Here is a 24093-nt window from a genome sequence, read left to right on the forward strand (position 1 = left end):
AGATGATCGAGCTACCGCAGCCGCCGGCGCCCGTGCCGCCCCGAAGCAGTCGCGGTCTGGCCATGGCGGCCGTGGCTGCCGTGCTGGCCCTGGTCGTGGCGGTGGCGCTCATCAACTCCCACCGCAACCGTGACAGCGCCGCGCGACTCGAGTCCGACCGGGTCAGCCAGCTCACCCAGGCGCCGTCGATCCCGTCTGCCCCCAGAAGCTCAGCGCCGGGCGACGGCCCGACCGAGCGCTTGCCGCTGGTCACCTGCCCGCGGATCCGCGACGAGCAGTCCCGGTTGGCCTATCGCTGCATCGACAACGCGCTTCGGCAGGACGGCTCCGACGTCGCTCTGGGCCTGCGGATCTCACTGAACCAGGAGGTCGAGCCCGGCTGGGTGATCAGCCAGGGCTCGGGCAACCCGCAGAGCCTGACGTCCCCGCCGTCCAACGACGTGGTGACCTTCCGGTCCGCGCGACGAGCCGCCGCCCCCGCGCCGCCCTCGGCCGCCGAGGTCCGCGCCGAGGTGCTACGTCGCACCACGCGGGCTCTGGACCGGGCCTACGGTGACACTCCGTCCAGCAGAACGCTGGCCGCGCGCTCGAGGTCCTTCGGCGGCGTGCTGGGATACCAGGTCCTCACCGAGGTGACGATCAACCCGGCGTACCGGGCGCGCCACAACCTGGCCACTCGCGTCGAGCGGTTGTGGACCGTGGGGCTGCCCACCACCGCGGGGGTCAGCATCTTCATGCTCTCGATCCCTGACAAGCGGGCTGACCTGTGGGCCAAGGCCGAGGCGACTATCGCGACCGTGCGCGTACTCTGAGCGACCGACTTGGCTAGTGTGGGCCGGTGCCCACCTCGTCGCGCATCCCCACCTTGCCCTCCTTGTCCTTCCAGTTGCAGCACCACACGCTGCGCAACGGCCTGCGGGTGGTGCTGGCGCCGGATCGACGAGCACCGGTGATCGCCGTCGCGGTGCTTTACGACGTCGGATTCCGTTCCGAGCCCGAGGGCCGGACCGGCTTCGCGCACCTGTTCGAGCATCTGATGTTCCAGGGGTCGGCCAACCTGGAGAAGCTGGAGCACTTTCACTACATCCAGTCCTCCGGCGGGATGTTCAACGGCAGCACCCACCTGGACTACACCAGCTACTACGAGCTGCTGCCCTCCCATGCCCTGGAGCGCGCGCTGTTCCTGGAAGCCGACCGGATGCGCTCGCCGCGGATCACCGAGGAGAACCTCGCCAACCAGATCGACGTGGTGAAGGAGGAGATCCGGGTCAACGTGCTCAACCGGCCCTATGGCGGTTTCCCGTGGCTGCAGCTGCCCGAGCTGATGTATGACACTTTCGCCAACGCGCACAACGGTTACGGCGGCTTCGAGGACCTCACCAACGCCACCGTGGCCGACGCCAGCTCGTTCTTCGACAGCTACTACGCCCCGGCCAACGCGGTGCTCAGCGTCTCCGGCGACTTCGACCCGGCCGGGGCCCTGGAGATGATCGAGCGCCACTTCGCCGGCATCAAGCGACGCAAGAAGCCGCAGCGGCCGAACTTCGCCGAACCGCCGCTGACCAGTGAGCGGCGGGAGGTGGTGGTGGATGAGATGGCGCCTATGCCGGCGCTGGCGATCGGCTACCGGGTCGTCGATCCGGCTGCCGACTTCAACCGCTACCTGGCCACGGTGCTGCTCGCTGAGATCCTGTCCAACGGCGACGCCTCCCGGCTGCACCGCTCGCTCGTGCAGTCCAAGGGGCTGGTGACCGACGTGAACGCCTATCTGGGCACCTTCGGCGACCCGCTGGAGGAACGCGACCCCACCAGGCTCAACATCACCACCCACTACGCCGACCGCGACGCCACCGGCGCCGTGATCGCCGCCGTAGACGAGGAGCTGGACCGGTTGGCCACCGACGGCGTCGAGCCGGGCGAGCTGCACCGGGCGGGCGTCCAGCTGGCCGCCACCATCTCCCACGAGCTGGATCAGGTGGCCAACCGCAGCCAGGAGTTCGGCAAGTTCGAGCTGCTGTTCGGCGACGCGTCGCTGATCCTGCGGCTGCCCAGCTTGCTGAGCCAAGTCACCGACTCCGACATCCGCACGGTCGCCGGCGACCTGCTCCCCACCAGCCGCGCCGTCCTCGAACTCATTCCAGGAGCCACCAGATGAGCGCGTTGTCGCAGGTCCCCGGGTTGGCCAAGGCCGCGAAGCCGAAGAAGCTCGCCTTCTCCGAGCGGGTGCTGGCCTCCGGTCTGCGGGTGGTGGCGATTCGCCGCCCCACCGTTCCCATGGTGGAGGTCCGGCTGCGGATCCCGTTCTTCTCCGCCAAGGAGCACCATCTGGCCCAGTCCTCCCTGCTGGCAGGCACGATCCGCACCGGCACCGCCGAGCACGACCGGGCGGCGCTGGCGATCGCGCTGGGTGATCTGGGCGCGGAGCTGTCGGTCGGCCTGGACCCTGACCGGCTGCAACTGTCTGCCTCGGCGATCGCGGCCGGCCTGCCGGCGCTGCTGGAGCTGTACGCCGAAATCCTCAACTCGGCCAGCTACCCCAACGCCGAGGTCGACGGCGAGCGCGGCCGGCTGCTGGAGCGGATCACCATGTCCCGGTCCCAAGCCGGCGTGATCGCCGGTGAGGCGCTGGCCGACCGGATGTCGCCCGGGCACCCCTATGGCCGGACCCTGCCGGCTGAGCAGAGCGTCGCCGCCACCACGGCGGCCCAACTGCGGCGCCTGCACGCGAGCCTGGTGCGCCCGCAGGGCTCCCTGCTGGTCATCGTCGGCGACATCTCCCCGGCGCGCGCGCTGGACGCGGCCGAGTCGGCGCTGCAGGGCTGGAGCGGCGCCGCGCCGGCCGCCAAAGCCGCCCCGCTGCCGCCGCTCACCGAGCGCCCGCTGCTGATCATGAACCGGCCCGGCTCGGTGCAGACCGCCTTCCGGTTCGCCGGCGCCGGCCTGCCAAGACAGGACGAGCGCTATCCGGCGCTGCAGCTGGCGAACCTGATCTTCGGCGGCTACTTCTCCTCCCGGTGGGTGGAGAACATCAGGGAGCGCAAGGGCTACTCCTACTCACCGCGCAGCGCGCTGGACCACTCGGCGCTGCGCTCGAGCGTGACCATCACCGCCGACGTGGCCACCGAGGTCACCACGCCCGCCCTGCTGGAGACGCTGTACGAGCTGGGCCGGATGGCCTCGACCCCGGTCGCCGAGGCCGAGCTGGAGTCGGTGCGCCAGTACGCCATCGGCGTCCTGGCGCTGTCGACGGCCACCCAGTCAGGGCTGGCCTCCACGGCGGCCTCGCTGCTGGGCACCGGGGTCGAGCTGGAGTGGCTCAGCAGCCACCCGGCCAGGCTGGCCGGTGTCACGGTGGCCGAGGTGGCCGAGGTGGCCGCCGAGTTCCTGGCGCCGCGCAAGCTGATCGGTGTCGCGGTCGGTGACGCCAGCGCCATCACAGCCGGCCTGGCGGGCATAGTGGAGGTCGAGTGATCCTTGGTCGCTGACCGGCCGGCGCGCGACCCCTGGGCGGTGCCCGACATCCCCATCCTGGCGCGCTCGGCACATGATCGGATCGCCCACCGCCGCGCCGACGAGGACTGGTGCGCCGCCGCCTGGCAGAACCCGGCCAGCCGGGTGCTGCGGCTCTCCCGATCCGGGACCGCCCCGGTGCAGTCCGACGGTGGGGCGTTGCGGTTCGCCAGCCCGGCCGAGGTCGAGCACGACGGCATCCGGGTGCTGCTGGGCGCTGTCGGGGACGTGGCCTATCTCGCGGTGCTCACGAGCCAGGACGTCGACGAGCCGGACTGGCTGGGCCTGCGCCAGCTGGCCACCGAGCTGACCGACCTCGACGTCGGGCTGCTCACCACCGCGGTGGCGTTGCAGGCCTGGCATCAGGGGCACCGGCACTGCCCACGCTGTGGCGCGGTGACCGAGGTGAGCAAGGCGGGCTGGAGCAGGAGCTGTCCGGTGGACTCCTCAGAGCACTTCCCCCGGACCGACCCGGCCGTGATCGTGCTGGTGCACGACGGCGCCGGCCGGTGCGTGCTGGCCCGTGGTCCGCAGTGGCCGGCCGGGCGGATGTCGGTGCTGGCCGGATTCGTCGAGGCGGGGGAGTCCGCGGAGGCCGCGATCGCTCGTGAGATCCGCGAAGAGGTCGGCATCGACGTGTGTGACGTGGCCTACGTGGCTAGCCAGCCGCATCCGTTCCCCGCCTCGTTGATGCTCGGCTACACCGCGCGGGTGGCAGGCGACACGCGGCTGGTGATCGACGCCGACGAGATCGCCGAGGCCGGCTGGTACACCCGTGAGGAAGTCCGCCGCACCAGCGACTGGGGCGCGGAGTCGGAGTCCGTGACCGGCGAGGGGCGTCCGGAGCTGCGCGGCCTGCCCGGCGCGATGTCGATCGCCAGGCAGCTGATCAACGCCTGGCTGCTCGCCGAGGACTGAGCCCGCCCGATCACCGCACCGAGACGGCGGGATGCCGTGGATCGTCGTAACGGATCACCACGTCGGCCAGTCCCACGGGGTCGACGTCGATGTCGTAGCGGTCGAAGGCCGGCAGCGTCCAGCGCCGGTCTTGGGGAACCTGCCGCTTCCTGGCAGCCCTGCTGAGCGCGAGGTGGACGGTCAGGTCGAAGCTCAGCCCGGCGCCGAGCAGCAACTCGCCGCACACCAGCAGGACGCCCTGCGCAGGCAGCGGCGCCGGGCTGGCGCGGCTGGCCCGGTTGGTCGCCTCGTCGCGCAGCGCGGGCAGGTAGCAGGCGCCCTCGGCCCTGGCCAGCGGGCTGAGCACCTCGCGTCGCAGGGCTCCCAGGTCCAGCCAACCGGCGTAGAACGACTCGACGTCGGTCCTGCCGTGCTCGAACCGCAGCGAGGCGTCGCGGTAGAAGTCCCTGGCGCGCACGAGGCCCACCGGGCGTCCGAGCGCTTGCAGCCCGGTGCGCAGCGCCTCGGTCAGCGGTTCCAGCTCGATCCAGCCTGGCGCGTCAAGCGCCACCCGCGACGGGTGACTGCCGGGGTGGCGCCTATCCACCAGCTCGGTGAGCTGCTGGGCCAGTGAGTGAGGGGTGACCGCGGCGTAGCGTCTCACCTCAGACCAGCGCGGCGAGCTTCTCCTGCACCTGCTGCACGGTCGGGTTGGTCAGCGCCGAGCCGTCGGAGAACTCCACGGTCGGAACCGTTTGATTGCCCCCGTTGACCTGCATGACGCGCTGGGCCGCGCTCTCGTCCTGCTCGATGTCGACCTCGGTGAAGGTGAGGCCGGCCCGCTCGAGGCCGTGCTTGAGCCGGACGCAGTATCCGCACCACGGGGTGGTGTACATCGTGAGAGTGGCAGTCATGCCAGAGCCTTCCGCAGGGGGTAGCCGGGGTTTGTCTGGATTCAACCGCCGCGACAGCCGCGGATGTTCCCGCGCCTGGGTCGGGACCGACGCGCGCAGTCACCCACGGCCTGACTGTCACCCCCCACACGGACGGACTGTCGGCCCCACGCCCGACTGTCATGCACGGCCGGACTGTCGGCCCCACGCCCGACTGTCATCCCCACGGCCCGACTTGTCAGCCCCACTTGGCAGGATGCAGGGGTGACCGCCGCCAGCTCCGCTGAGTACTCCGTCGCTGACGGCCCCCCGGCCGGCTCGGCGGCAGAACGGGTGCTGGCCGGCCTCGACCCCGAGCAGCGCGCGGCAGCCGAGGCTGTCCGTGGGCCGGTCTGCATCTTGGCCGGCGCCGGAACCGGCAAGACCCGCGCCATCACCCATCGGATCGCCTACGCGGTGACGGTGGGCGCGGTGCCTGCTGACGCGGTGCTGGCGGTGACCTTCACCGCCCGGGCAGCAGGTGAGTTGCGCACCAGGCTGCGCGCCCTGGGCGCAGGCGGGGTGCAGGCGCGCACGTTTCACGCGGCCGCGCTGCGGCAGCTCAGCTACTTCGCGCCGCAGATATTGGGTGGCCCGATGCCCGAGGTCGCCAGCAATTCGATCCGGTGGGTGTCCCAGGCCGCGAATCGGTTGCGGCTGCGCGTCGACAAGGCAGAACTGCGTGACCTGGCCAGCGAGATCGACTGGGCCAAATCCTCGCTGATCGCGGCCCAGGACTATCCGAGCGCCGCGGCGAAGGCCAACCGGGGCATCTCGGTGACGCCGGCCCGGGTGGCAGAGGTCTACGCCGGCTACGAGGAGGTCAAACGTCACAACAACGAGATCGACTTCTCCGACCTGCTGCTGATCATGGCCGGTGCGCTGGAGGAGATCCCCGAGGTGGCGCGGGCGATCCGCGCCCAGTACCGCTATTTCGTCATCGACGAGTACCAGGACGTCTCACCGATTCAGCAGCGGCTGCTGGACGCCTGGCTGGGCGGACGCGACGACGTGTGCGTGGTGGGTGACGCCAACCAGACGATCTACTCCTTCGCCGGGGCGAGACCGTCCTACCTGCTCGACTTCGCCGAACGCTATCCGAATGCCGCCATCGTGCGGTTGGAGCGTGACTACCGCTCCACCCCGCAGATCGTCGACCTGGCCAATCGGCTGATCAGCGGCGCGCCCGGTGGCCCAGCAGCGCATCTGCGGTTGATCGGTCAGCGTCCCGACGGTCCGCAGCCCAGCTTCGCCGAGCATGACGACGAGGTCGCCGAGGCCGAGTCGGTGGCCGCGGCGGCCAAGCGTCTGATCGCCGAGGGGACGCCGGCGTCCGAGATCGCGGTGCTGTTCCGGATCAACGCCCAGTCCGAGGCCTACGAGCAGGCGCTCACCGAGGCGGGCATCCCGTACGTCCTGCGCGGGGGTGAGAAGTTCTTCGACCGAGCCGAGGTGCGCCAGGCGCTGGTGTTGCTGCGCGGGGCGGCCCGAGCCGACGACGGCAGCGTGTCGTTGCCCGAGTCGGTGGCCGAGGTGCTCAGCTCGGTCGGCTGGAACGCCGAGCACCCCCCGCCAGGTGGAGCTGCTCGCGAGCGCTGGGAGTCCCTGGCCGCGCTGGTCAACCTCGCCGAGCAGTTCAGCGCCGAGCTTCCCGCCGCCCGGCTCGACGAGTTCAACGCCGACCTCGAGCAACGAGCCGCCTCCCAGCACGCCCCCACGGTGCAGGGCGTCACTCTGGCGTCCCTGCACTCGGCCAAGGGGCTTGAGTGGGACGCGGTGTTCCTGGTCGGGTTGACCGATCAGACCTTGCCGATCCAGCACGCCACGACACCTGAGCAGCTGGCCGAGGAACGCCGGCTGTTCTACGTGGGCATCACCCGCGCCCGGCAACGGTTGATGCTGTCCTGGGCGCTGGCCCGGCATCGGGGGCAGGCCAGGCGGCGGCGGCCCAGCAGATTTCTCGACGGTTTGCGGCCCGGGACGGCCGAGCGCTCCACCGGGCGTTCCGGCGGCTCGGGCAAGCGGGCCAAGACGAAGGTGCCGGCCGAGGACGCCGCGACGTTCGGACGCCTGCGAGCCTGGCGCAAGAAGCAGGCCGAGGCCCAGGCGGTGCCGGCCTTCGTGGTGTTCTCCGATGCCACGTTGGTGGCCATCGCCGACCGCGCTCCGGCGAACGAGGCCGAGTTGGCGCAGGTGCCGGGGGTGGGGCCGACCAAGCTTCAGCGTTATGCCGACGTGGTGTTGGCGGTGCTGGCCGGCCAGGATCCGGACCCGGTCGAGCTGGATTGAGCACCGCCGGCGACGAGCCCGGCCCGGTGCGGCGGCGGCCGATCGGGCTGCTGCTCGGCGGCCCAAAATAAAAGTCGGCGGGTTTTGAAGAAAATAGTTTGTGCCGATCCAAGGGGCTCCGCTAGCCTCGCCTACACAACCCCACCATCCACCTTCGCTGCTCGCAGGCAGCCCGCGTCGAGACTCGTAAAGGGAGGCGCCGAACATGTCCACTAACCCGCTGTTCTACGCAGCCGCCGAGTTCGCGGCTGCCTTCGGTGCTGTCCCGACGGGACTGGTGGCTGTTTCGGCCGTCCGCGATCACGGCATCACCGGCACCGAGATGACGAAGGACTTCGGTCAGGCTCGCCGACCTCGAAAGACACCGCTCTGATTTCGCAGAGCGAGCTCCTCGAGGCCGCGGATTCCCTGACCGGGAACCGCGGCCTTTGTTATTTCCCGGCATCGCGCAGGCACGAGGGGCGCCGATTCGGCTTCTCGCCCACAACTCCAGCAGGACAAGAAATCAGTTTCTACAACGAAGTAGGAGGTGACCCGACGTGTTCGCCACTGCAACTCTGACTGAGCCGCAGACGCAACCGTGGGTTGTAGCCGAACAGCCGGCTGCTGTCTCGATCTGTGAGCCGTTGGCTGCCACAGTCGACCCGGCCTTCGGCGCCGACATCGAGGACCTGCCCTGCCGGTCACTCGATGCCGACCTCTGGTTCGCCGAGTCGCCGACCGAGCTGGAGCAGGCCAAGGCGCTGTGCGTGCAGTGCCCGGTCCGGGCCGGCTGCCTGGCAGGCGCGCTGGACCGCCGTGAGCCCTGGGGCGTCTGGGGTGGCGAGATCTTCGATCAGGGAACCGTGATCGCTCGCAAGCGTCCACGGGGGCGGCCACGCAAGAGCGAGGTCGCCGCATGAGAAGGACGTCGCATGAAGGACGTCGCATGAAGGACGCCGCATGAAGGACGTCGCATGAAGGACGTCGCATGAGAAGGCCGTCGCGCAGCGGTGGGTGAGCCTGCCGCTGAGCGCGACGGGTTCACCCGCTCGCCACTGGGCGACGGGACTGTTCAGCAATTCCCAGACTTAGGAGTCAGACAGATGTACACGATGTATGAAGCACTTGCCCGAGAACGAACGCAGGAGCACGCGGCGCTGGCAGCTCAGCACCGGCTGTCCCAGCAACTCGTTCAAGCCCGGCGCTGGCACCGGTTGGCGGCCTACTCCGCTCACCGGGCAGCACGCTCCGAGCGTCGGCTGGCCGAGCAGTTGGGGGCCGATTACCAACTGGTCGGCTAGCCCGGCCCGTCGGCTGGCCGGCCTGGCCGTGGAGCCGGGCCGGCCTGGCCGTGGAGCCGGACCGGCCTGGCCGTGGAGCCGGCCGGTCTGGCGGTGAGCTGGGCCGGCCTGCCCGACCAAGCGGGCGGCGCGTCGGCGGACCGCCGTTGAAGTCCGTTGCACCACCGCACTCGCGGTCGCGATTTCCCGTGGCCGCGGTGTGGTGGCTTGGCGTTGTGGTCGCGGCGCGCTGAAATGAGGTGTGACTCGACCACCGGTGACCTGCCAGCGTTGTGGTCGCACGGCTGAGGCCGCCGAGGGCGATCCGCCGCTGACCTGGGTGCTGGACACCGAAGGTGAGCGGCGCAGTTGGACCTGCCCGCGGTGCGCTCGCGACAACGTCCGGTCCATGGAGGCCAAGCTTGAGCCGGACTGGTGGTGACGCCCGTAGCCGCGCGGGCCACCTGCGTGAGGCGTGACCGGCGGCGCACTGGCTACCGGCGTGACCGGGCCGGGCTCACCTGGCGAAGCCGGGCTGCCAGGCCTCCGCGATCTGACGGTAGGGCGCTCGAGCCCCGAGCTGGCACAGCACCCCTATCGATCCTATGGTCACTCGATGCAGTAGCAGGTACTCCGGCGGCAGGTTGAGCATCCGGCCGACCCGCGCAGCCTCGTTGCGGGGGTCGGCGATCCGTTGGGCTTGCTCCCGCATCCATTCCCGGCTGAAAGTGAACTCGGGCTGGGCCAAGGGCTCGAGGATCGGGCGGAGGTAGTCCATCACCTTGTCGGCGTCGATGCTCAGACCCGGCCGGATGAACCGCTCAGCGAGCATCGCGGCGATGACGGCCTCAGTCTCGCCGTCGAGCACCAGCCGGGTGATCCGCCCCAGTGGCTCGGGGGTCCCGTGCGGCAGCCGAGCCATCGCGCCGAAGTCAAGCACCCCGATCCGGCCGTCGTCGAGCAGCCTGAAATTGCCGGGATGAGGATCGGCGTGCAACAGCTGACTGCGTTGCGGAGCTGAGAAGTGCAGCAGGGCCAGTAACCGGCCGGCCCGGTCGCGTTGCTCCTGGGTGCCGGTCGCGATGATCTTCGACAGGGGGATGCCTTCCAGCCACTCGCTCACCACGACCTTGGGCGCGCTGGCCACCACGCGGGGCGCGACGATATCCGGGTCGCCCTCGTAGGCGGCGACGAACTGACGCTGGGCGCTGGCTTCCAACGTGTAGTCCAGCTCCTCGCTGACTCGCGCCTTCAGCTCCGTGAGCAGCGGCTTGACGTCCAGGCCGGGCGAGATCCTGCTGAAGACCTTGGCAAAACGGGACAGCTGGTTGAAATCGGCCATCAGGGCGGGTCCGGCGCCGGGGTACTGGATCTTCACCGCCACCTCGCGACCGTCGATCCACACGGCCCGGTGGACCTGCCCGATCGAGGCGGCCGCCGCCGGTACGTCGTCGAAGGAAGTGAAGCGAGAGCGCCAGGACGTGCCGAACTGCTCATCGAGCACCCGGTGCATGATGGCCGGCGCCATCGGGGGAGCGGCCTCCTGCAGCCGGGTGAGCGCCTCTCGGTACGGCGCCGCGGAGCTCTCGGGCAGGGCAGCCTCGAACACCGACAGCGCCTGCCCGAACTTCATCGCCCCACCCTTGAGCTGGCCCAACACCGAGAACAGCTGCTCGGCCGTGCGCTGGGCCAGGTCGGCCTGGATGTCTTCGGAGGATTGACCGGACAAGCGTCTGCCAAAGCCGACTGTCGCCCGGCCGGCGACGCCGAGGGGCAAGCTGGCGAGCCGGGCTGTTCGGGCCACGCCGCGCTGCGGGATATCTGTCACGGCTCTATTCTGCCGTGTCCGTCGGCTCTGGGGGGTTTGCCGTCGCGGCGCCGCAGTCGCAACCGTAGTGAGCAGGCCAACCACGGCGGCGTAATCGCCAGTCCGGCAGCTGCCATTCCAGGCTCGCCCCGATAGTCGCCGGGCGCTGCCGGTCCAGGTAAGCCAGCCCCTGCCCGACCGCTACACCTGCTGTCGCCACGCACAGCGCGACGTCGGAGGTGATCCGCCGCCGGGGCCTGGCGCCGAGCTGCACGGCCAGCGCCGGCCAGGCCGGGTCGCGATCAGCGCGGTGCAGGTCGGCGCAGCGCAGGCAACCGGTGCGCCCGGGCAACACCAGCGGGCCTATGACGGCACGCTGGCCGTCCACGCTGGCCGGCAGGTGCGGCACCTGGTCCTGATGCAGCGCCGAGCGCAGCGAGTCGTCCACGGGCGCGGGGTCGGTGAGCACCACCAGGTCGGTGGAACGCTCGGGTGGAATCGGGGTGGTCACCACGTCGGGGGCGTGCCGGAGCACCGCCTCATCGGCTGCGACGGCGAACCTGCGGCCCTCGTCGGCAGGCGTCACGCCACCCGGGCAGGAGTCGCTGGCTGACACCTCGCCGGCATGCACCAACTGAACCCAGCCGACCCCGGCGGCGGCGAAGGTGGCGGCCACCGACGTCGCCAGCCTGGAGGTGCCGTGCACCGCGACGGCCGCCGCGCGGCGGGCCTGCAGAACGGCCACCGCGCGGTCTCCGAACTGGGCCGTGAGCGCGCCCAGATCGGCCGACAGCCGGGCTGGTAAGGCCGGAGACCCGGATGGCTGGCCGTCGGCGCTGGTCAGAAAGCCGGCCTTGTCCAGCACAGCGGCGAGCTCATCGCAGCCTTGCGGGACGTCACGGTGCGCCGGCGCCAGCGGCCTGCGGCCAGGACGCCACAGCAGCGGCGACAGCTGTTCGGGCTCGACGCCTTCGACGACGATTCGCCGAGCGCCTAGCTCGAATTGGACCACCCGCCGCGAACGCCACAGCACGATCGCCGCGCGGTTCAGCCGCCGGGCGCCCAGTTGCGAGGACGCAGAGCTGACGCCTGAGGTCGGACCGGCGGCTGGCAGGGGGTGGTGCTCCGGTGTCATGACCAGGACGTTGGCACACCTCACCGACGCTGGCGAAGGACCGTCCACAGGGTGCAGAGAACCCTCAACCGTATGTCCACACTTGTGGAGCGCGTTGTGGATAACCTCTGGACGACGCGCCGCTCTTCCGGTTGACAGGCTGTGGACAAGTCGCGTCGCCTGCCTGGGGGCAGACCCCGTGAGGCTTGACGGGCAACGCGTTTTATCCACAATCGGCTCGCCCACGCGGGTCCTGTCACCGGCGCGGCCTAGGGTGACGTCCATGGCAGATGCATCCCCGTCGATCGAGGTACGGCGAAGCGCCCGTCGCCGACGCACGGTGTCCGCCTACCGAGACGGCGACAAGATCGTCATCTTGATGCCGGCACGCACCAGCAAAGCCGAGGAACAGCGCCTGATCACCGAGATGGTCGAGCGGGTCACCCGCCGGGAGGCCAAGATGGCCAGCACCGGCCCCCGAGCAGGCGACGATCAGCTGCTCAGCCGCGCACGGTGGCTGTCTGAGGCCTACCTGGAGGGGCGGCCCCAGCCGGTCAGCGTCCGCTGGGTGAGGAACATGCACCATCGTTGGGGCTCGTGCACCCCTGCCGATCGGACCATCCGGCTCTCACACCGGCTGCACTCGACGCCGTCCTGGGTCATCGACTACGTCCTGGTGCACGAGCTGAGCCACCTGCTCGAGCCGGGGCACGACCGCGCCTTCTGGGCGTGGGCAGAGCGCTACCCGCGCACCGAACGCGCCCGCGGGTTTCTGGAGGGCGTGGCCGTGGCGGCTCAGCTACCCGAGCTGTCCGACTGTGACTCGCCGGAGCTGGACTGCGGACCCGCTGACTCATCCGGGCTGCCCGGCCGCTTGGCCGCGTTCGGGTCCTCCGCGCCGGCGGCGCCAGATGACCCCGCGTTGCCGGCGGGGCTGGACGGCTCCGTGTCGGCGGCGGGCGGGCTGGCGCCGGCCTCGGGTGACGGCGGCGCATCCGCTCCCGCCCTCGGCGGCGTGTCGGTCAGGTCATCGGCCTGCTCGGCGGCCGGCCTGAAACTGGCGAGATCGGGATCGTCCAACTCGGGCATCCGCATGTCGTGAGCAGCGCCGTGCTCGGCCGCGAAGGCCATCGGGTCATCGAGGTCCTCGGCACGGGGGAGCAGGTCCGGGTGATTCCACAGCCCGTCCCGGGTCGAGGTTCCGTGCAGTTGGTACATCGCCGCCCACAGCGCGGCGGCATCGCGTAACCGTCGTGGGCGAAGCTCCAGGCCAACCAGGGTGGCGAAGGTCTGCTCAGCCGGCCCGCCGGAGGCGCGCCGCCGCCGCATGGCCTCGGTCAACGCCTGCCCGCCAGGCATCCGCTCGTCGGCCGCCTGGCCGACGACCGTGTCGACCCAGCCTTCGATCAGGGCTAACAGCGTCTCCAACCGGCGCAGCGCGGCGTTCTGGGCATCGGTGTTCTGCGGTTCGAACAGGCCGCCGGTCAGCGCGTTCTGCATCGACTCGGGATTGGTCGGATCGATGTCGCTGAGCGCTGCCGAGATCGCCTCAGGATCGATGGAGATGCCGCGGCCGTAGGCGTCCACGGCCTCGATCAACTGCTGGCGCAGCCACGGCACGTGACTGAACAACCGGTGATGCGCCGCTTCGCGCAAGGCCATGAACAGCCTGACATCGGCGATCGGGCGTTCGAGTCCTTCAGCCAGGGCGTCCAGGTTGGCCAGCACCAGCGCGCCGGTACCAGCCGGACCGAGCGGCAGCCCCACCTCGGTGGCCGAGACGACCTCGTCAGCCAGCGCCGCGATGCCCTGACCCAGTTGGGCGCCGAACATCATGCCGCCGAGCTGGGCCATCATCGGCGCCATCGGCCCGGCCTGGGCGGCCACCTCTGGCGGGATCGCGCCCGACATCGCGGTCACCACCCGGCTGGCGACCGGGTCACACAGCGCCGCCCAGGTGCCGATGGTCTTCTCCACCCAGTCGATCTGGCTCCACGCTTCGGTGGTGGTGATGCCCGAGGGCAGGTCGGTGACCCCGTCCAGCCAGATGTCGGCCAGCCGCAAGGCGTCGGCGACGGCGGCGTTGTCAGCCGGACCCATCCTGCGGTGCTGACCGGCCAGGCTCGAAATCGCCAGTTGCCGCGCCAGATCCCAGTTCACCGGACCGCCGGAGCTGGACAGCAGGCGTTGCAACTCGGCGAAAAGCGGGATCTTGCTCGCCAGGTCGTCTGGATCCCGGCCTGGCTCATCCTGGCCGAACTGCCCGAATCCGAATCCGAAGTTGCTCATGTCAGCCACGTTATCTGCAACGAGTGACACGCAGCGGCGGTGCCCACCAGACTGCGCCGTCAGCGAACGGCGTCGGGCCCGGCGCGCGTCCGCACCGACCGCTGACCAACGGCCTAACGTGCACCGCATGGCGTGGATGTGGTGGTTGCTGGCGCCGGTGGCCAGCACCGGGTTGGGCGCCGTCGTGATCTGGTGGCGGACCCCGGTCCAGACCGGCCGCCGGCTTCGCCGCATGGATGCGATGTCTGAGCACCAGGCGCTCCTGCGGGCACTGGAGCGGCGCTCGCCAGCCCTGTCTCCGCCGGCCCTGTCTCCGCCGGCCCTGTCTCCGCCTGCCCTGCCTCGGGCTGACATGCGGGTGCTCGCCGCCGAGCAGGGCGCGGACTGACATTCGCGCGAGCCGCCGCAGACTCCACTCGCGCCGGCCCGGGGCGCGCTTCGCCCCGGCCACCGCACCGCCGGCGCCTGGCGAAGGCGCGGATACCCACGCCGCGACGGCCTTGATCGGCATGCGGCGGCTACTGTGATCGCAATGTCTCGTCAGCTGCGCACGCTCATCTTCGGTGCTGTCCTGTGCCTGGTGCTGGGCATCCTGAGCTTCGGGCTGCAGGTGCCCTACCTGGTCGAGAGTCCCGGGCCGACGTTCAACACCCTGGGCAAGGACGACGGCAAGGACATCATCGCCATCAGCGGGCACCCGGTGACTCCCACGTCAGGTCATCTGAACCTGACGACCGTCTCTGCCGACACCCAGAAGACCACCGTCCTGGGCGCGGTCCGCGGCTGGTTGCGCAACGATGAGGTCGTGGTGCCCCACGACAGCCTGTACCCGCCGGGAACCTCGCAAGAACAGCAGAACGAGCAGAACTCCCAGGACTTCCTGGTCTCACAGCAGAACGCCGTCGAGGCGGCGGCCTGCGAGTTGGGCTACCCGGAGGGTCTGGGGGTGAACTCGGTGTCGAAGGACTCGCCGAACACCGCGCTCAAGGCCGGTGACCAGTTCGTGTCGGTGGACCGAACGCCCATCGCCGATGACACCGCCTTGCGCAAGGTCCTCAACGCCCACCGGGTCGGCGACCGCCTGCCGGCCGTCATGCGGCGGGCCGGCAAACAGGTCGAGGTGACACTGCTGCTGCAGGCGCCGGCGGCCGAGAGCGACACGCCGCGCATCGGCATCACCATCGTCCAGGGCTGCCTGCCGCCGTTTCAGATCACCCTGAGCCTGACCGGTATCGGCGGCCCGTCGGCGGGGCTGATGTTCTCGCTCGGCATCATCGACAAGATCAGCGCCGAGGACCTGACTCGCGGCAGGTTCATCGCCGGCACCGGCACCATCGACTCCTCGGGCAAGGTGGGCCCGATCGGCGGCATCGCGCTGAAGATGATCGCCGCCCGGCGGGCCGGGGCCACCGTGTTCCTGGCGCCGGCGGACAACTGCCTCGACGTCGACGGCAACATCCCTTCGGGCCTGGACGTCATCAGGGTGGCCACCCTGGATGAGGCGATCGACAACCTCAAAGCCCACGCCGACGGCGGCCCGGTGGCGCGCTGCTAGCAGCTCAGCCCGACGACCGAGCTCAAGCCGCCTCCAGCGCTGGCACTCAGTCGAGCAGGGTGGCGCTCAGCGCGGCCACCAGGTTGGGCGCCAGCTCCGGCCCGGTCAGCAACTCATCCGGCGCCTCGGCCGCGCCGCGCAGCCGCAGGACGCTGGCCGACCGGCCGCCGCGCAGCACAGCCACCACCAGCCGGGCCTCCCGGCGATCCGGGTGCTCCAAGGCGGTGGTGGCCGCCGACGCGACCGTCAGGTCGTCCAGTTCGGGCTCAGCCGACGGGGGCAGCAGGACGATCTCTTGACTGAGCGCGCAGCCGAGCACCTCCTCCGGCCAGCCGATCTGAGCCAGCACCTCGTCCAGCGGGCCCTCGGGCAGCTCCTCCTGGGCCACCGGAGTGATCGACTCGGGGGATATCTCCGACGGGTCCGAGCCCGCGGCGGCCCCTAGCAGGCCCGCCGCTGTGGGGTCGGCTGCCAGCACCCGGGTCGGCACCAGGGCGAACAGAGCCGGCGCCAGGTCCCAGCCGGCCTGGCCCACGTAGGCTTCGATCTCGGCCGCGACGGCTTCGAGCAGGATCTGCTCGGGCTCGGGCTCGGGGGCGGGGCCGGCTGAAAACTGGTCATCAGACATAGCTAGATCGTGCCATCCCTCGGAACCTGTGCCCGGCTCGGTACGTTGCTGCTGAAGGACGAGATCGAGAGCGTTCCAGACCGCGCCGGCGCAGCTGGCGGCGGCTGGGCGCCAGGTGAGGAGAACCTCGTGGCCATGCGGCCTGATATGCCGAGCATCCGGGTGTCGCGGCGCGGCAAGATCGTGATCGGGGTGCTGGCCTCGCTCTTCGTGCTGCTGTCGGCCCTCGGCTCGTTGGTGCGCGTCTACACAGACTGGCTGTGGTTCGGCGAGGTGGGCTTTCGCAGCGTGTTCAGCACCATCCTCATGACCCGCATCGTGCTGTTCCTGACGGTGGGCCTCGCGCTGGCCGCGATCATCGGCGCCAATGTGTTCCTGGCCTACCGGATGCGCCCGCCGTTCCGGCCGATCTCGCAGGAGCAGGAGAACCTGGAGCGCTACCGGGTGGCCCTGGAGCCGAGGAAGCGGTTGATCTTCATCGGGCTGGTGGGGCTGATCTTCCTCGCCTCCGGCATGTCGGCCCAGGCCAACTGGAAGGTGTGGCAGCTGTGGCGCCACGGCGAGACCTTCGGCGTCACCGACCCGCAGTTCAACCGTGACATCTCCTTCTTCGCCTGGGACTACCCCGCTTACCGGCTGATCCTCGGGCTCGGCTTCAACGCGGTGGTGTTCTCGCTGCTGCTGAGCCTGGCTGTGCACTACCTGTTCGGCGCCTTCCGCATCGCGACTCCGGGGCCCAAGCTCACCATCGCCGCTCGCCGGCACGTCACCCTGTTGGTGTTCTTCTTCATCGTGCTCAAGGCCTGCGCCTACTGGCTGGACCGCTACGGCCTGGTGTTCTCCGGCCGCGGCAAGGTCACCGGCGCCTCCTACACCGATGTCAACGCCTCGCTGCCGGCGAAGATGATCCTGTTCTGGGTGGCGGTGCTGATCGCGCTGGCGGTGCTGGCCAGCCTGTGGCTCAAGAGCGCCCAGATCCCGGTCATCTCGTTCGTGGTGCTGCTGATCCTCTCGATCGGCATCAACGGCATCTACCCGGCGATCGTGCAGCAGGTGACGGTCAAGCCGAACGCCAGTGACAAGGAAGCCCCCTACATCGACCGGAATATCCAAGCCACCCGGCAGGCCTACGACATCGTCACCGACAAAGACGGCGGCAAGGTGACCTATCAGGACTACGAGGTGACCAACCGGCCGGACAACTCCGCGCTCACCGCCTCCGATCCGACGGTGGCCAACCTGCGCATCCTGGACCCCAACGTGGTGTCACCGACGTTCAGCAAGTTCCAGCAGCTGCGCAACCAGTACGGCTTTCCGGCCAAGCTCGACATCGACCGTTACGAGGTCGACGGCGAGGTCGCCGACTACGTGGTCGGAGTCCGCGAGCTGGACCAGAGCAAGTTGACGGGCAACCAGACCAACTGGATCAACGCCCACACCTTCTACACCCACGGTTTCGGGTTCGCAGCGGCCGCGGCCAGCAGCGATGTGACCAACACCAAGCAGTTCACCGAGGGTGACATCCCCCCGAAGGGACCGCTGAAGCTGACCACGCCCCAGGTGTACTACGGCGAGCTGCTGCCCAACTACTCGATCGTCGGCGCCTCCGGCGCGCCACGCGAGTACGACGGCGCGGACGTCAAGAACACCTACGGCGGAAGCGGCGGGGTGTCGCTGTCCAACGTCATCAACCGGCTGGCGTTCGGCATGAAGTACCGCGAGACGAACTTCCTGCTCAACGACGCCGCCAGCGCCAAGGGCGCGAAGATCATGTTCGACCGCGATCCGCGTGAGCGGGTCAAGAAGGTCGCGCCGTTCCTGACCGTGGACGGCGACCCCTATCCCGCCGTGATCGAGGGCCGGGTGCAGTGGTTCGTCGACGCCTACACCACCATCGCCAACTACCCGTACTCGGAAAGGCAGAGCCTTTCCGACCTGACCACCGACTCGCTGACGGCGACCAACCGGACCGCGTCACAGGCCGACAGCCAGGTGAACTACATCCGCAACTCGGTCAAGGCAACCGTCGACGCGTACTCGGGCAAGGTGACCTTGTACGAGTGGGACGATGACCCGGTGCTCAAAAGCTGGAAGAAGGTGTTCCCGAACCTGGTCCAGGACAAGAAATCCATTCCTGCCAGCGTGCTGGCCCACGTCCGCTACCCGCAGGATCTGTTCGAGGTGCAGCGCAAGCTGCTGGAGCAGTACCACGTCGACAGCGCCACCGACTTCTACAACGTGGCTGACAAGTGGACGGTCCCCAACGACCCCTACCTGGACTCCAACGTGGCCCAGCCGCCCTACTACGTGCTCGCCAGCGCACCGGGGACCAAGGACGGCCAGCCCAAGTTCCAGCTGACCACCCCGATGAAGGTGAACAACAGCACGAACCTGGCGGCCTACATCACGGTCGACAGCGACCCGGGTGAGAACTACGGCAAGATGACGGTGCTCAACGTGCCTGACAGCACGGTGATCCAGGGGCCAGAGCAGATCGCCAACACCTTCCGCTCGAACGCCACCATCTCCCAGAACATCTCGCTGCTGGACTCCGGCGGCTCCCAGGTCATCCACGGCAACCTGCTGACCCTGCCGATCGGTGACTCGTTCCTGTACGTGGAGCCGCTGTACGTGCAGGCCTCCGGGTCGACCGGGTACCCGATCCTGCAGAGGGTCATGGTGGCCTACGGCGACAAGATCGGCTACGCCGCCGACCTCGCCGGCGCGTTGGAGAACCTCAGCCGGGGGCCGGTCGGCGTCTCGCTGCTCAACGGCGGGGTGGGCGCGGGCAGCAGTTCGCCGCCCAGCACCAGCAGTCCCAGCCCGACGCCGCCTGCGTCGGGGTCCTCCGCGCCGCCCACGGCCGAGCCGACCACCCCGCCGGTCACTGGGAGCCAGGCGCAGATCGTGACCCAGCTCAACGCGTCGCTGGCCAGGCTGCAGACGGCTTACCGCAGCGGTGACTTCGCCGCCATCGGCCAGGCGCAGGCAGAGGTCCAGCGGCTGACCGAGGCCTACCTCAAGTCTCAGTCCGGCGCGAACGGGTCGCCGTCGCCGAAGCCCTCGTCCTCGCCGTCGTAGCTGATTGCGGGCCTGAGTTCTGCCCGTTCGCTGCCCGATCGGGGTCACCTCACCACTGGGGTGACCCCGATTTGGCGGTGAGCAGGTGGGCGGGTAGGGTTGGTCTTACGACGCGGGGTGGAGCAGCTCGGTAGCTCGCTGGGCTCATAACCCAGAGGTCGCAGGTTCAAATCCTGTCCCCGCTACTGTCAGATTGAGGGCCCGGACGCGGAAGCGTCCGGGCCCTCAATCGTTGGCTTCGTCACGTCCACGAGCACCAGGTGACCGGATCGGGTCAAACCACGATCTCAGCGTCGTCGGTAGGTCTTCGAGTTCATGCGTCCGACTCCGGACAAGACTGCTCTACAACGTAAGCTGGCGAAGCCCGCTCGTCGCAAACTCGTCCACGATTAAAAAGGCCTTGCCAAGTTCGCTAAGGGTTAGTTCGAGGCGGTAGTAATCGACCTCGCCGGCCGAGTTGCTGTAGGGACGAATGCCCATTGCCACGCGACCACGACGCCAGTCGTCGAAGGACACGGTGAAGTACTGCTCGCCTTCATCCCAGGTTGAGCATTCCTGCTCGTATTGGTCGTGGTCGGCTTCGTCGTAGGTCTGCTCGTGGACGTCGACGTCCGCCCACGCGAAGAACTGTGGAATTGACTCTGCATAACTCGTAGGGCCGACCCACAGATGCCAAGCCACGAGTTCCTCTGGTTCGTTGCCGTCCTCATGGTCGATCCCAATCGAGATCGAGCCGCGACCAGAGCTCTTGTTGATCCACTCCTCGAAGTCGACGACAAGACGCGTACCGTCCGCCAACATTTCCATCCAGGGCTTAGCCAGCCGAAGTTCGCGGACGCGTAGCTCGTAGGGATCGCCGTCCGCTGCATTGCGCCATGCCTCAGCTGCATTTGCGTCGAGCAAATTTGTCTCAGGCACGCGTAGCTTCCAACCGCCGTTCTTGCTCTGCTCGAGGGTCGTAGCGTTGACGAGCTGCTAGTGGCATGCCTTGCTGACCGGGTTGTATAGCACGACGGCGATGGGCAGCGAGTGGTGCGACCAGTACGTGACATGGTCTTCGTCTGGGCGGTACCACCAGCCACCGTCGGTCGGCTCTCGAAACCAGCTTGCGCCACTCTTGATCTGAAGGGCGAGCAGGCGACCGCGGACGTTCTCGCCATCGACGATCTCGACGTGGGCATCTATGCCGTAGTCCTCTGTCGGCTGTCGGCGGAACAGCCATTCGAGTTGCTCTTCGACATACAGCTGCGTTCGCGTGACGCCGACGCTTGCGACCTTCGCTGACGGTTTTCGGATCGGCACGGACTCATTCTCTCAATTGATTGTGTTGGACACGATTTTGCAGGTAAACGGACCATGCTTGTCCCGCAGCTCCCACTCCTCGCCTTGAAGCGAGCGGTACAGCGCCTCGATGTCCTGGTTTGCCCCAGCTGCCTTACAACGAGCGCCATCGTGTGCGGTGAGGATCAGGTACGAGGCTGGACATTTACACCGCGTTATGAATGCGTAGTACCGTCCGCATCGAGCCTCCTCGACCAGCTCCGCTGGGTAGTTAACGACATGCTTGTGGCACGCCGTTGGAAGCTGGACCCGCCCGTCTACAAGTCTGCTAGCGCGGAGCTCGGTGGCAGGAGCCCAGGGCCGTATTTCGAGATGATCCTGGGCTACGACTAAATCTTTGCCAACCGCGAAGTCAAGGAAGTCCGTATCGGTAATTATTTCGCCGCTCGGCCATACCACATCGGCCGCCCCGGGCCATATCGAAGGCATCCGGTGGCGGGTCGTCAACGTAAGGTCTAGCGCTGGTGGGGTGAAGCGAACGCCCCGAAGAATCATCTCTCCCAGCAAACACCGTCATGGCGTAGCCCTGCGGCGCTTCCGGCTCGGGCATTCCTGTCGCCTCAATGACAAGGGGCGTTACCCGGACTGACCAGCCCCGGCCGCCGACATACCGACCAAGCCAGAACTGACTCGCGGGCAGCGGGCGAAGATCGTCCCGCAACCTATGCAGCGCGTGGTACTCATCGGGCGAGAGGCCGTACCCTGTGGCTCGATCCTCCTCGGCTGATACCAGCATGGCGGTCAACGCAGTTTTCTGCGTCCACGCAGCGACGGCCCCGAGGTCGGATGATGACAGTTGCGACGGCTGCCCCAGGATGCACGGCGTGAGCACGCGTTGAGCCATGCTTTCAAGCCGACTCATCCAACCGTGATTGCAGGTTCCACAGACGTCCTTAACCGTTTGCCGAAACGGTGGGCGCGTCCCCATGAGCTTTCCGACGTGGTTCAGCGGGCCTGCTCCATGCGGTACAGGTTCCAAATCCAAGCCGCTGCGAGCCACCCAGTCGCCAAAGACGTGCTCGCCCGTGAGCTTGCCGAAATAGCCGCAGAACGCGCAGGTGGGCACCAACATCCTCCGGTCTATTCGAGTGTTAACGCGAAGATCGACCCGTCGGGAGCTGCCGAGAACACTGCATCAGACGACGCTTCATGGTCGTCCGACTGTGCCCTGTCTTGAGCGAATGCAGCCTGCGCATCGGCTACTTCCTCAACTGAACCATTTGCCAGTTGCTGGTCCACGGTCGTGGCAATCGCGTGCCAGACGGCGAGCTGCCTTCCATCGATGTTGAACGTGACTCGGGTGCCGCGCGCGAGACCGAAGGGCGTCTGGATAGTCAGTCGATCTCGCTGCGGTCTCCACCGGCGTTCAAGCATGGCTGAGGGGGCCCATCGACTCAGCGCAGCTATGTTCCCGCCGAAGTCAGCGAGGACTGCCCATGATCCGCGCACTGCGACTCCGGCAGGAATTTCCTTGGACTCGTCCTGCAGAACGAAGTTGCTATATTGCTCGACGCTGTTAGAGCTGACGTCGAAAGACAGTTCACCGTCGTCTGGATCGACCGCGAGGTACGAGACGCCATCGTCTGCCGTGATCGTGCTCACGGCGAGCCCCCGCGGTATATGGCCGCCCACGCTCACGCCTTCCAGCTGCGTGACAGCTCCCGCAAGCTGTCGTATGGCGTGGCCCTTCGACTTCGTTCCTTTGCACTCCAATGCTCGTACCAGATAGCGACGCGGGTTACTAGCATTTTGGCCGATGATCAAGTAGTCAGGCCGACGGCTTGTACTCGACTGGACTACCTGCCTCCTGCCGGCGGCGTATACATACCGGTTGCTGAGGGCGACATCGATGTCGATGATCGTCATCGCGGAGCCAGCTCCGCCGGTCCGAGCGAGCCAGCGTTGACCCAGTATCGCGCCGAACCCGATCCCCATGTCCTCAGATGTCACACGGCGCTGGTTCCCGGCGATTCGGGCGCCAGCCGCGCTGAGCCGCAGGTCGACTTGCGAAGCCGCGCCGTACGAGCGATCAAAGAATCCGAGGTAGCGATGCAGGCCCCACTGCACGTATTGGTCGAAAACGTCATCTTGGTACGCGGGTGCCGTGACAAAGGAAAGCTGATGCAGCGCGTCGATCGGCCGCAATGTAATTCCCTGATTTAGCGAAGGGACGGCCATGAGAGCCTTTGAGGGAGGGACGAAGTTCGACGCGTTGCTGATGCTCGTAAGCAGGCTACGGTCACTTCGGCCCGGGACTGTGAACGACGTGCTGACGATCTGCATGGCTTCGGAAATATCCACGGCCTGCCGACCTAGCTCGTCAGCGCGCTAGCGGCTACCACGGGACAGATATGCCCAGTGAGCGAGGCCCCACGAGAGCTCACCTGGAAGTCCGGCATGCTCATGACGTCTCATCTTGGCTGGTGGCGTCTCGGACGAATCGCTCGATGTCGAAGCCATGCTCGGTCAGTCGCCGTTCTGCGGCGTCTCGCTCAGCGTCGGAGAACAATCCCTGATACCAAGGGAGCAGCACGAACGCCTCGACGCTGACATCGAGTCGACGGTGCTCCCGCAGCGTCGTAAATCCATCACTGGCGTCTCTGCCCTGCAGGAGCTGCCGTGCTGCGGCGGGCCCCCCGTGCTCGCTGACCATCTGCATGAACCGCGTCGGGTTGTAGCCGATCTCGCGCTTCAGTCGTTCTGCGCCGGTCACCGTATCTCGGTGAAATCGTTGCTCAAGCTGGGTCATGGTCATGAGTAGCGGATCTCTTGCAGCAGGCGGCCGGTCCCATCGTTGATCGTCCAGAACGACCAGCCGTTGCGGTTGGGGGAAATGCTCGGCTTATAGTGGCCGACAATGGCTCGTGCAGCGCCGGTCGGCGTCTTAAAGCTGCGGCCCGCCAGCGGACCTGAAGTCACATCGATACGCTTCGTCTGCCTGTCATACGCCGCGTCCGTCCGATGTCCTTCGTACGTGACAAAGACAGGGACGCTAGCCCCTGATACGTCGGCTGCCGCCTTTGCCGGCTCGGGCAGGCTCGCAGCCGCCACCAGCTTTGCCACGACCGCGCCGGTCGAAATGTTGCCGATGCGTGCAGCGAACTCCAGCGACCGGTAGGTCTGATCATCTACCTGAACCATTGCTGCCATGCGCCGCTCCTCGTTCGCCGTGTGCAAGGAGCCTAGTAGGCCAGAGTACGTAACGCAAATAGAGAACGCATACGGAGAAATTTGCATGGTGAGGGCATCTGCTATCCCGGACTCGTAGTGGCGGCCGGCTGGCTTATGGAAACTTCCGTGGCGTGAAGAACCTTAAGCACGGTGGCCTTGCCCATGCCGAGCGCGAGCGCGAGCGGTACGCATGGACTCGCCGCGTTCATACCTCGCC

23 protein-coding genes and 1 tRNA gene are annotated in these 24093 nt (G+C 68.1%); 13 read left to right on the forward strand and 11 right to left on the reverse strand.

The features are described from left to right. Window positions 1-2 precede the first annotated feature (2 nt). Genes VGB75_02790 through nudC form a run of 4 tightly spaced genes read left to right on the forward strand, consistent with a single transcriptional unit; the run spans window position 3 to window position 4428 of the window. Window positions 3-812 carry a hypothetical protein gene (locus tag VGB75_02790; protein HEY0165946.1) on the forward strand — a complete coding sequence of 270 codons (810 nt, stop codon included), beginning with the start codon at window positions 3-5 and terminating at the stop codon, window positions 810-812. Between the two features lie 26 nt (window positions 813-838). Beyond that, window positions 839-2155, forward strand: coding sequence for a pitrilysin family protein (locus tag VGB75_02795; protein HEY0165947.1), 1317 nt, complete (start codon window positions 839-841; stop codon window positions 2153-2155). Next, the gene (locus tag VGB75_02800) at window positions 2152-3471 is read left to right on the forward strand and encodes a pitrilysin family protein (protein ID HEY0165948.1); all 1320 of its coding nucleotides are present in this window, start codon (window positions 2152-2154) and stop codon (window positions 3469-3471) included. Before VGB75_02795 ends, VGB75_02800 begins: the two co-directional genes overlap by 4 nt. A gap of 39 nt (window positions 3472-3510) precedes the next feature. Next, window positions 3511-4428 carry an NAD(+) diphosphatase gene (gene nudC, locus VGB75_02805; GenBank protein ID HEY0165949.1) on the forward strand — a complete coding sequence of 306 codons (918 nt, stop codon included), beginning with the start codon at window positions 3511-3513 and terminating at the stop codon, window positions 4426-4428. Between the two features lie 10 nt (window positions 4429-4438). Here the strand turns inward: nudC and VGB75_02810 are convergent, their stop codons facing one another. Then, window positions 4439-5071 (reverse strand): hypothetical protein, encoded by a 633-nt coding sequence (locus VGB75_02810; protein ID HEY0165950.1) that lies wholly within the window; start codon window positions 5069-5071, stop codon window positions 4439-4441. Between the two features lies 1 nt (window position 5072). After that, window positions 5073-5321: a mycoredoxin gene (locus VGB75_02815; GenBank protein ID HEY0165951.1), complete on the reverse strand. Its 249-nt coding sequence runs from the start codon at window positions 5319-5321 to the stop codon at window positions 5073-5075. Window positions 5322-5564: 243 nt separating this feature from the next. On the opposite strand from VGB75_02815, the gene VGB75_02820 reads away from it, so the two are divergent. The 5 genes from VGB75_02820 (at window position 5565) to VGB75_02840 (ending at window position 9332) form a co-directional block, all read left to right on the forward strand. Beyond that, window positions 5565-7628, forward strand: coding sequence for an ATP-dependent DNA helicase UvrD2 (locus VGB75_02820; GenBank protein HEY0165952.1), 2064 nt, complete (start codon window positions 5565-5567; stop codon window positions 7626-7628). A 205-nt stretch (window positions 7629-7833) separates the two neighbouring features. Continuing rightward, window positions 7834-8001: a hypothetical protein gene (locus tag VGB75_02825; GenBank protein ID HEY0165953.1), complete on the forward strand. Its 168-nt coding sequence runs from the start codon at window positions 7834-7836 to the stop codon at window positions 7999-8001. A 241-nt stretch (window positions 8002-8242) separates the two neighbouring features. After that, window positions 8243-8530, forward strand: a complete 288-nt coding sequence (locus tag VGB75_02830) for a WhiB family transcriptional regulator (protein ID HEY0165954.1) — start codon at window positions 8243-8245, stop codon at window positions 8528-8530. A 183-nt stretch (window positions 8531-8713) separates the two neighbouring features. Further along, window positions 8714-8911 (forward strand): hypothetical protein, encoded by a 198-nt coding sequence (locus VGB75_02835; GenBank protein HEY0165955.1) that lies wholly within the window; start codon window positions 8714-8716, stop codon window positions 8909-8911. 241 nt (window positions 8912-9152) lie between these two features. Beyond that, entirely contained in the window at window positions 9153-9332 is a 180-nt protein-coding gene (locus tag VGB75_02840; protein ID HEY0165956.1) for a hypothetical protein, read from the forward strand. 75 nt (window positions 9333-9407) lie between these two features. On the opposite strand, the gene VGB75_02845 is transcribed toward VGB75_02840, so the two are convergent. The 3 genes from VGB75_02845 to VGB75_02855 form a co-directional block, all read right to left on the reverse strand. Further along, a complete protein-coding gene (locus VGB75_02845; protein ID HEY0165957.1) occupies window positions 9408-10718 on the reverse strand; it encodes an AarF/ABC1/UbiB kinase family protein in 1311 nt (436 codons plus the stop codon). A 4-nt stretch (window positions 10719-10722) separates the two neighbouring features. Beyond that, entirely contained in the window at window positions 10723-11832 is a 1110-nt protein-coding gene (locus VGB75_02850; protein HEY0165958.1) for a hypothetical protein, read from the reverse strand. A 774-nt stretch (window positions 11833-12606) separates the two neighbouring features. Then, on the reverse strand, window positions 12607-14100 hold the full coding sequence (locus tag VGB75_02855) for a zinc-dependent metalloprotease (GenBank protein ID HEY0165959.1): 1494 nt from the start codon (window positions 14098-14100) through the stop codon (window positions 12607-12609). 127 nt (window positions 14101-14227) lie between these two features. Between VGB75_02855 and VGB75_02860 the strand changes: the two genes are divergently transcribed. Continuing rightward, entirely contained in the window at window positions 14228-14488 is a 261-nt protein-coding gene (locus VGB75_02860) for a hypothetical protein (protein HEY0165960.1), read from the forward strand. A gap of 144 nt (window positions 14489-14632) precedes the next feature. Further along, the gene (locus VGB75_02865) at window positions 14633-15655 is read left to right on the forward strand and encodes a S16 family serine protease (GenBank protein ID HEY0165961.1); all 1023 of its coding nucleotides are present in this window, start codon (window positions 14633-14635) and stop codon (window positions 15653-15655) included. Between the two features lie 46 nt (window positions 15656-15701). Here VGB75_02865 and VGB75_02870 read toward each other — a convergent pair whose 3' ends face one another. After that, window positions 15702-16283: a PPA1309 family protein gene (locus VGB75_02870; GenBank protein HEY0165962.1), complete on the reverse strand. Its 582-nt coding sequence runs from the start codon at window positions 16281-16283 to the stop codon at window positions 15702-15704. A 9-nt stretch (window positions 16284-16292) separates the two neighbouring features. On the opposite strand from VGB75_02870, the gene VGB75_02875 reads away from it, so the two are divergent. Further along, complete coding sequence (locus tag VGB75_02875) at window positions 16293-19364, forward strand: UPF0182 family protein (protein ID HEY0165963.1); 3072 nt, start codon at window positions 16293-16295, stop codon at window positions 19362-19364. A 111-nt stretch (window positions 19365-19475) separates the two neighbouring features. After that, window positions 19476-19549 (forward strand) — tRNA-Met (locus tag VGB75_02880). A 157-nt stretch (window positions 19550-19706) separates the two neighbouring features. Here the strand turns inward: VGB75_02880 and VGB75_02885 are convergent. The 5 genes from VGB75_02885 to VGB75_02905 all read right to left on the reverse strand — a co-directional run bounded on the left by VGB75_02885 (window position 19707) and on the right by VGB75_02905 (window position 23855). Next, the gene (locus VGB75_02885) at window positions 19707-20282 is read right to left on the reverse strand and encodes a hypothetical protein (protein HEY0165964.1); all 576 of its coding nucleotides are present in this window, start codon (window positions 20280-20282) and stop codon (window positions 19707-19709) included. Between the two features lie 57 nt (window positions 20283-20339). After that, window positions 20340-20666, reverse strand: coding sequence for a DUF4365 domain-containing protein (locus tag VGB75_02890; protein ID HEY0165965.1), 327 nt, complete (start codon window positions 20664-20666; stop codon window positions 20340-20342). Between the two features lie 1119 nt (window positions 20667-21785). Further along, window positions 21786-23006 (reverse strand): hypothetical protein, encoded by a 1221-nt coding sequence (locus tag VGB75_02895; protein HEY0165966.1) that lies wholly within the window; start codon window positions 23004-23006, stop codon window positions 21786-21788. Window positions 23007-23106: 100 nt separating this feature from the next. Continuing rightward, window positions 23107-23460, reverse strand: coding sequence for a hypothetical protein (locus VGB75_02900; GenBank protein HEY0165967.1), 354 nt, complete (start codon window positions 23458-23460; stop codon window positions 23107-23109). After that, window positions 23457-23855, reverse strand: coding sequence for a hypothetical protein (locus VGB75_02905; GenBank protein ID HEY0165968.1), 399 nt, complete (start codon window positions 23853-23855; stop codon window positions 23457-23459). Before VGB75_02905 ends, VGB75_02900 begins: the two co-directional genes overlap by 4 nt. Between the last annotated feature and the right edge of the window lie 238 nt (window positions 23856-24093).

This window comes from Jatrophihabitans sp., from assembly GCA_036399055.1.
Taxonomy (GTDB): Bacteria; Actinomycetota; Actinomycetes; order Mycobacteriales; family Jatrophihabitantaceae; genus Jatrophihabitans_A.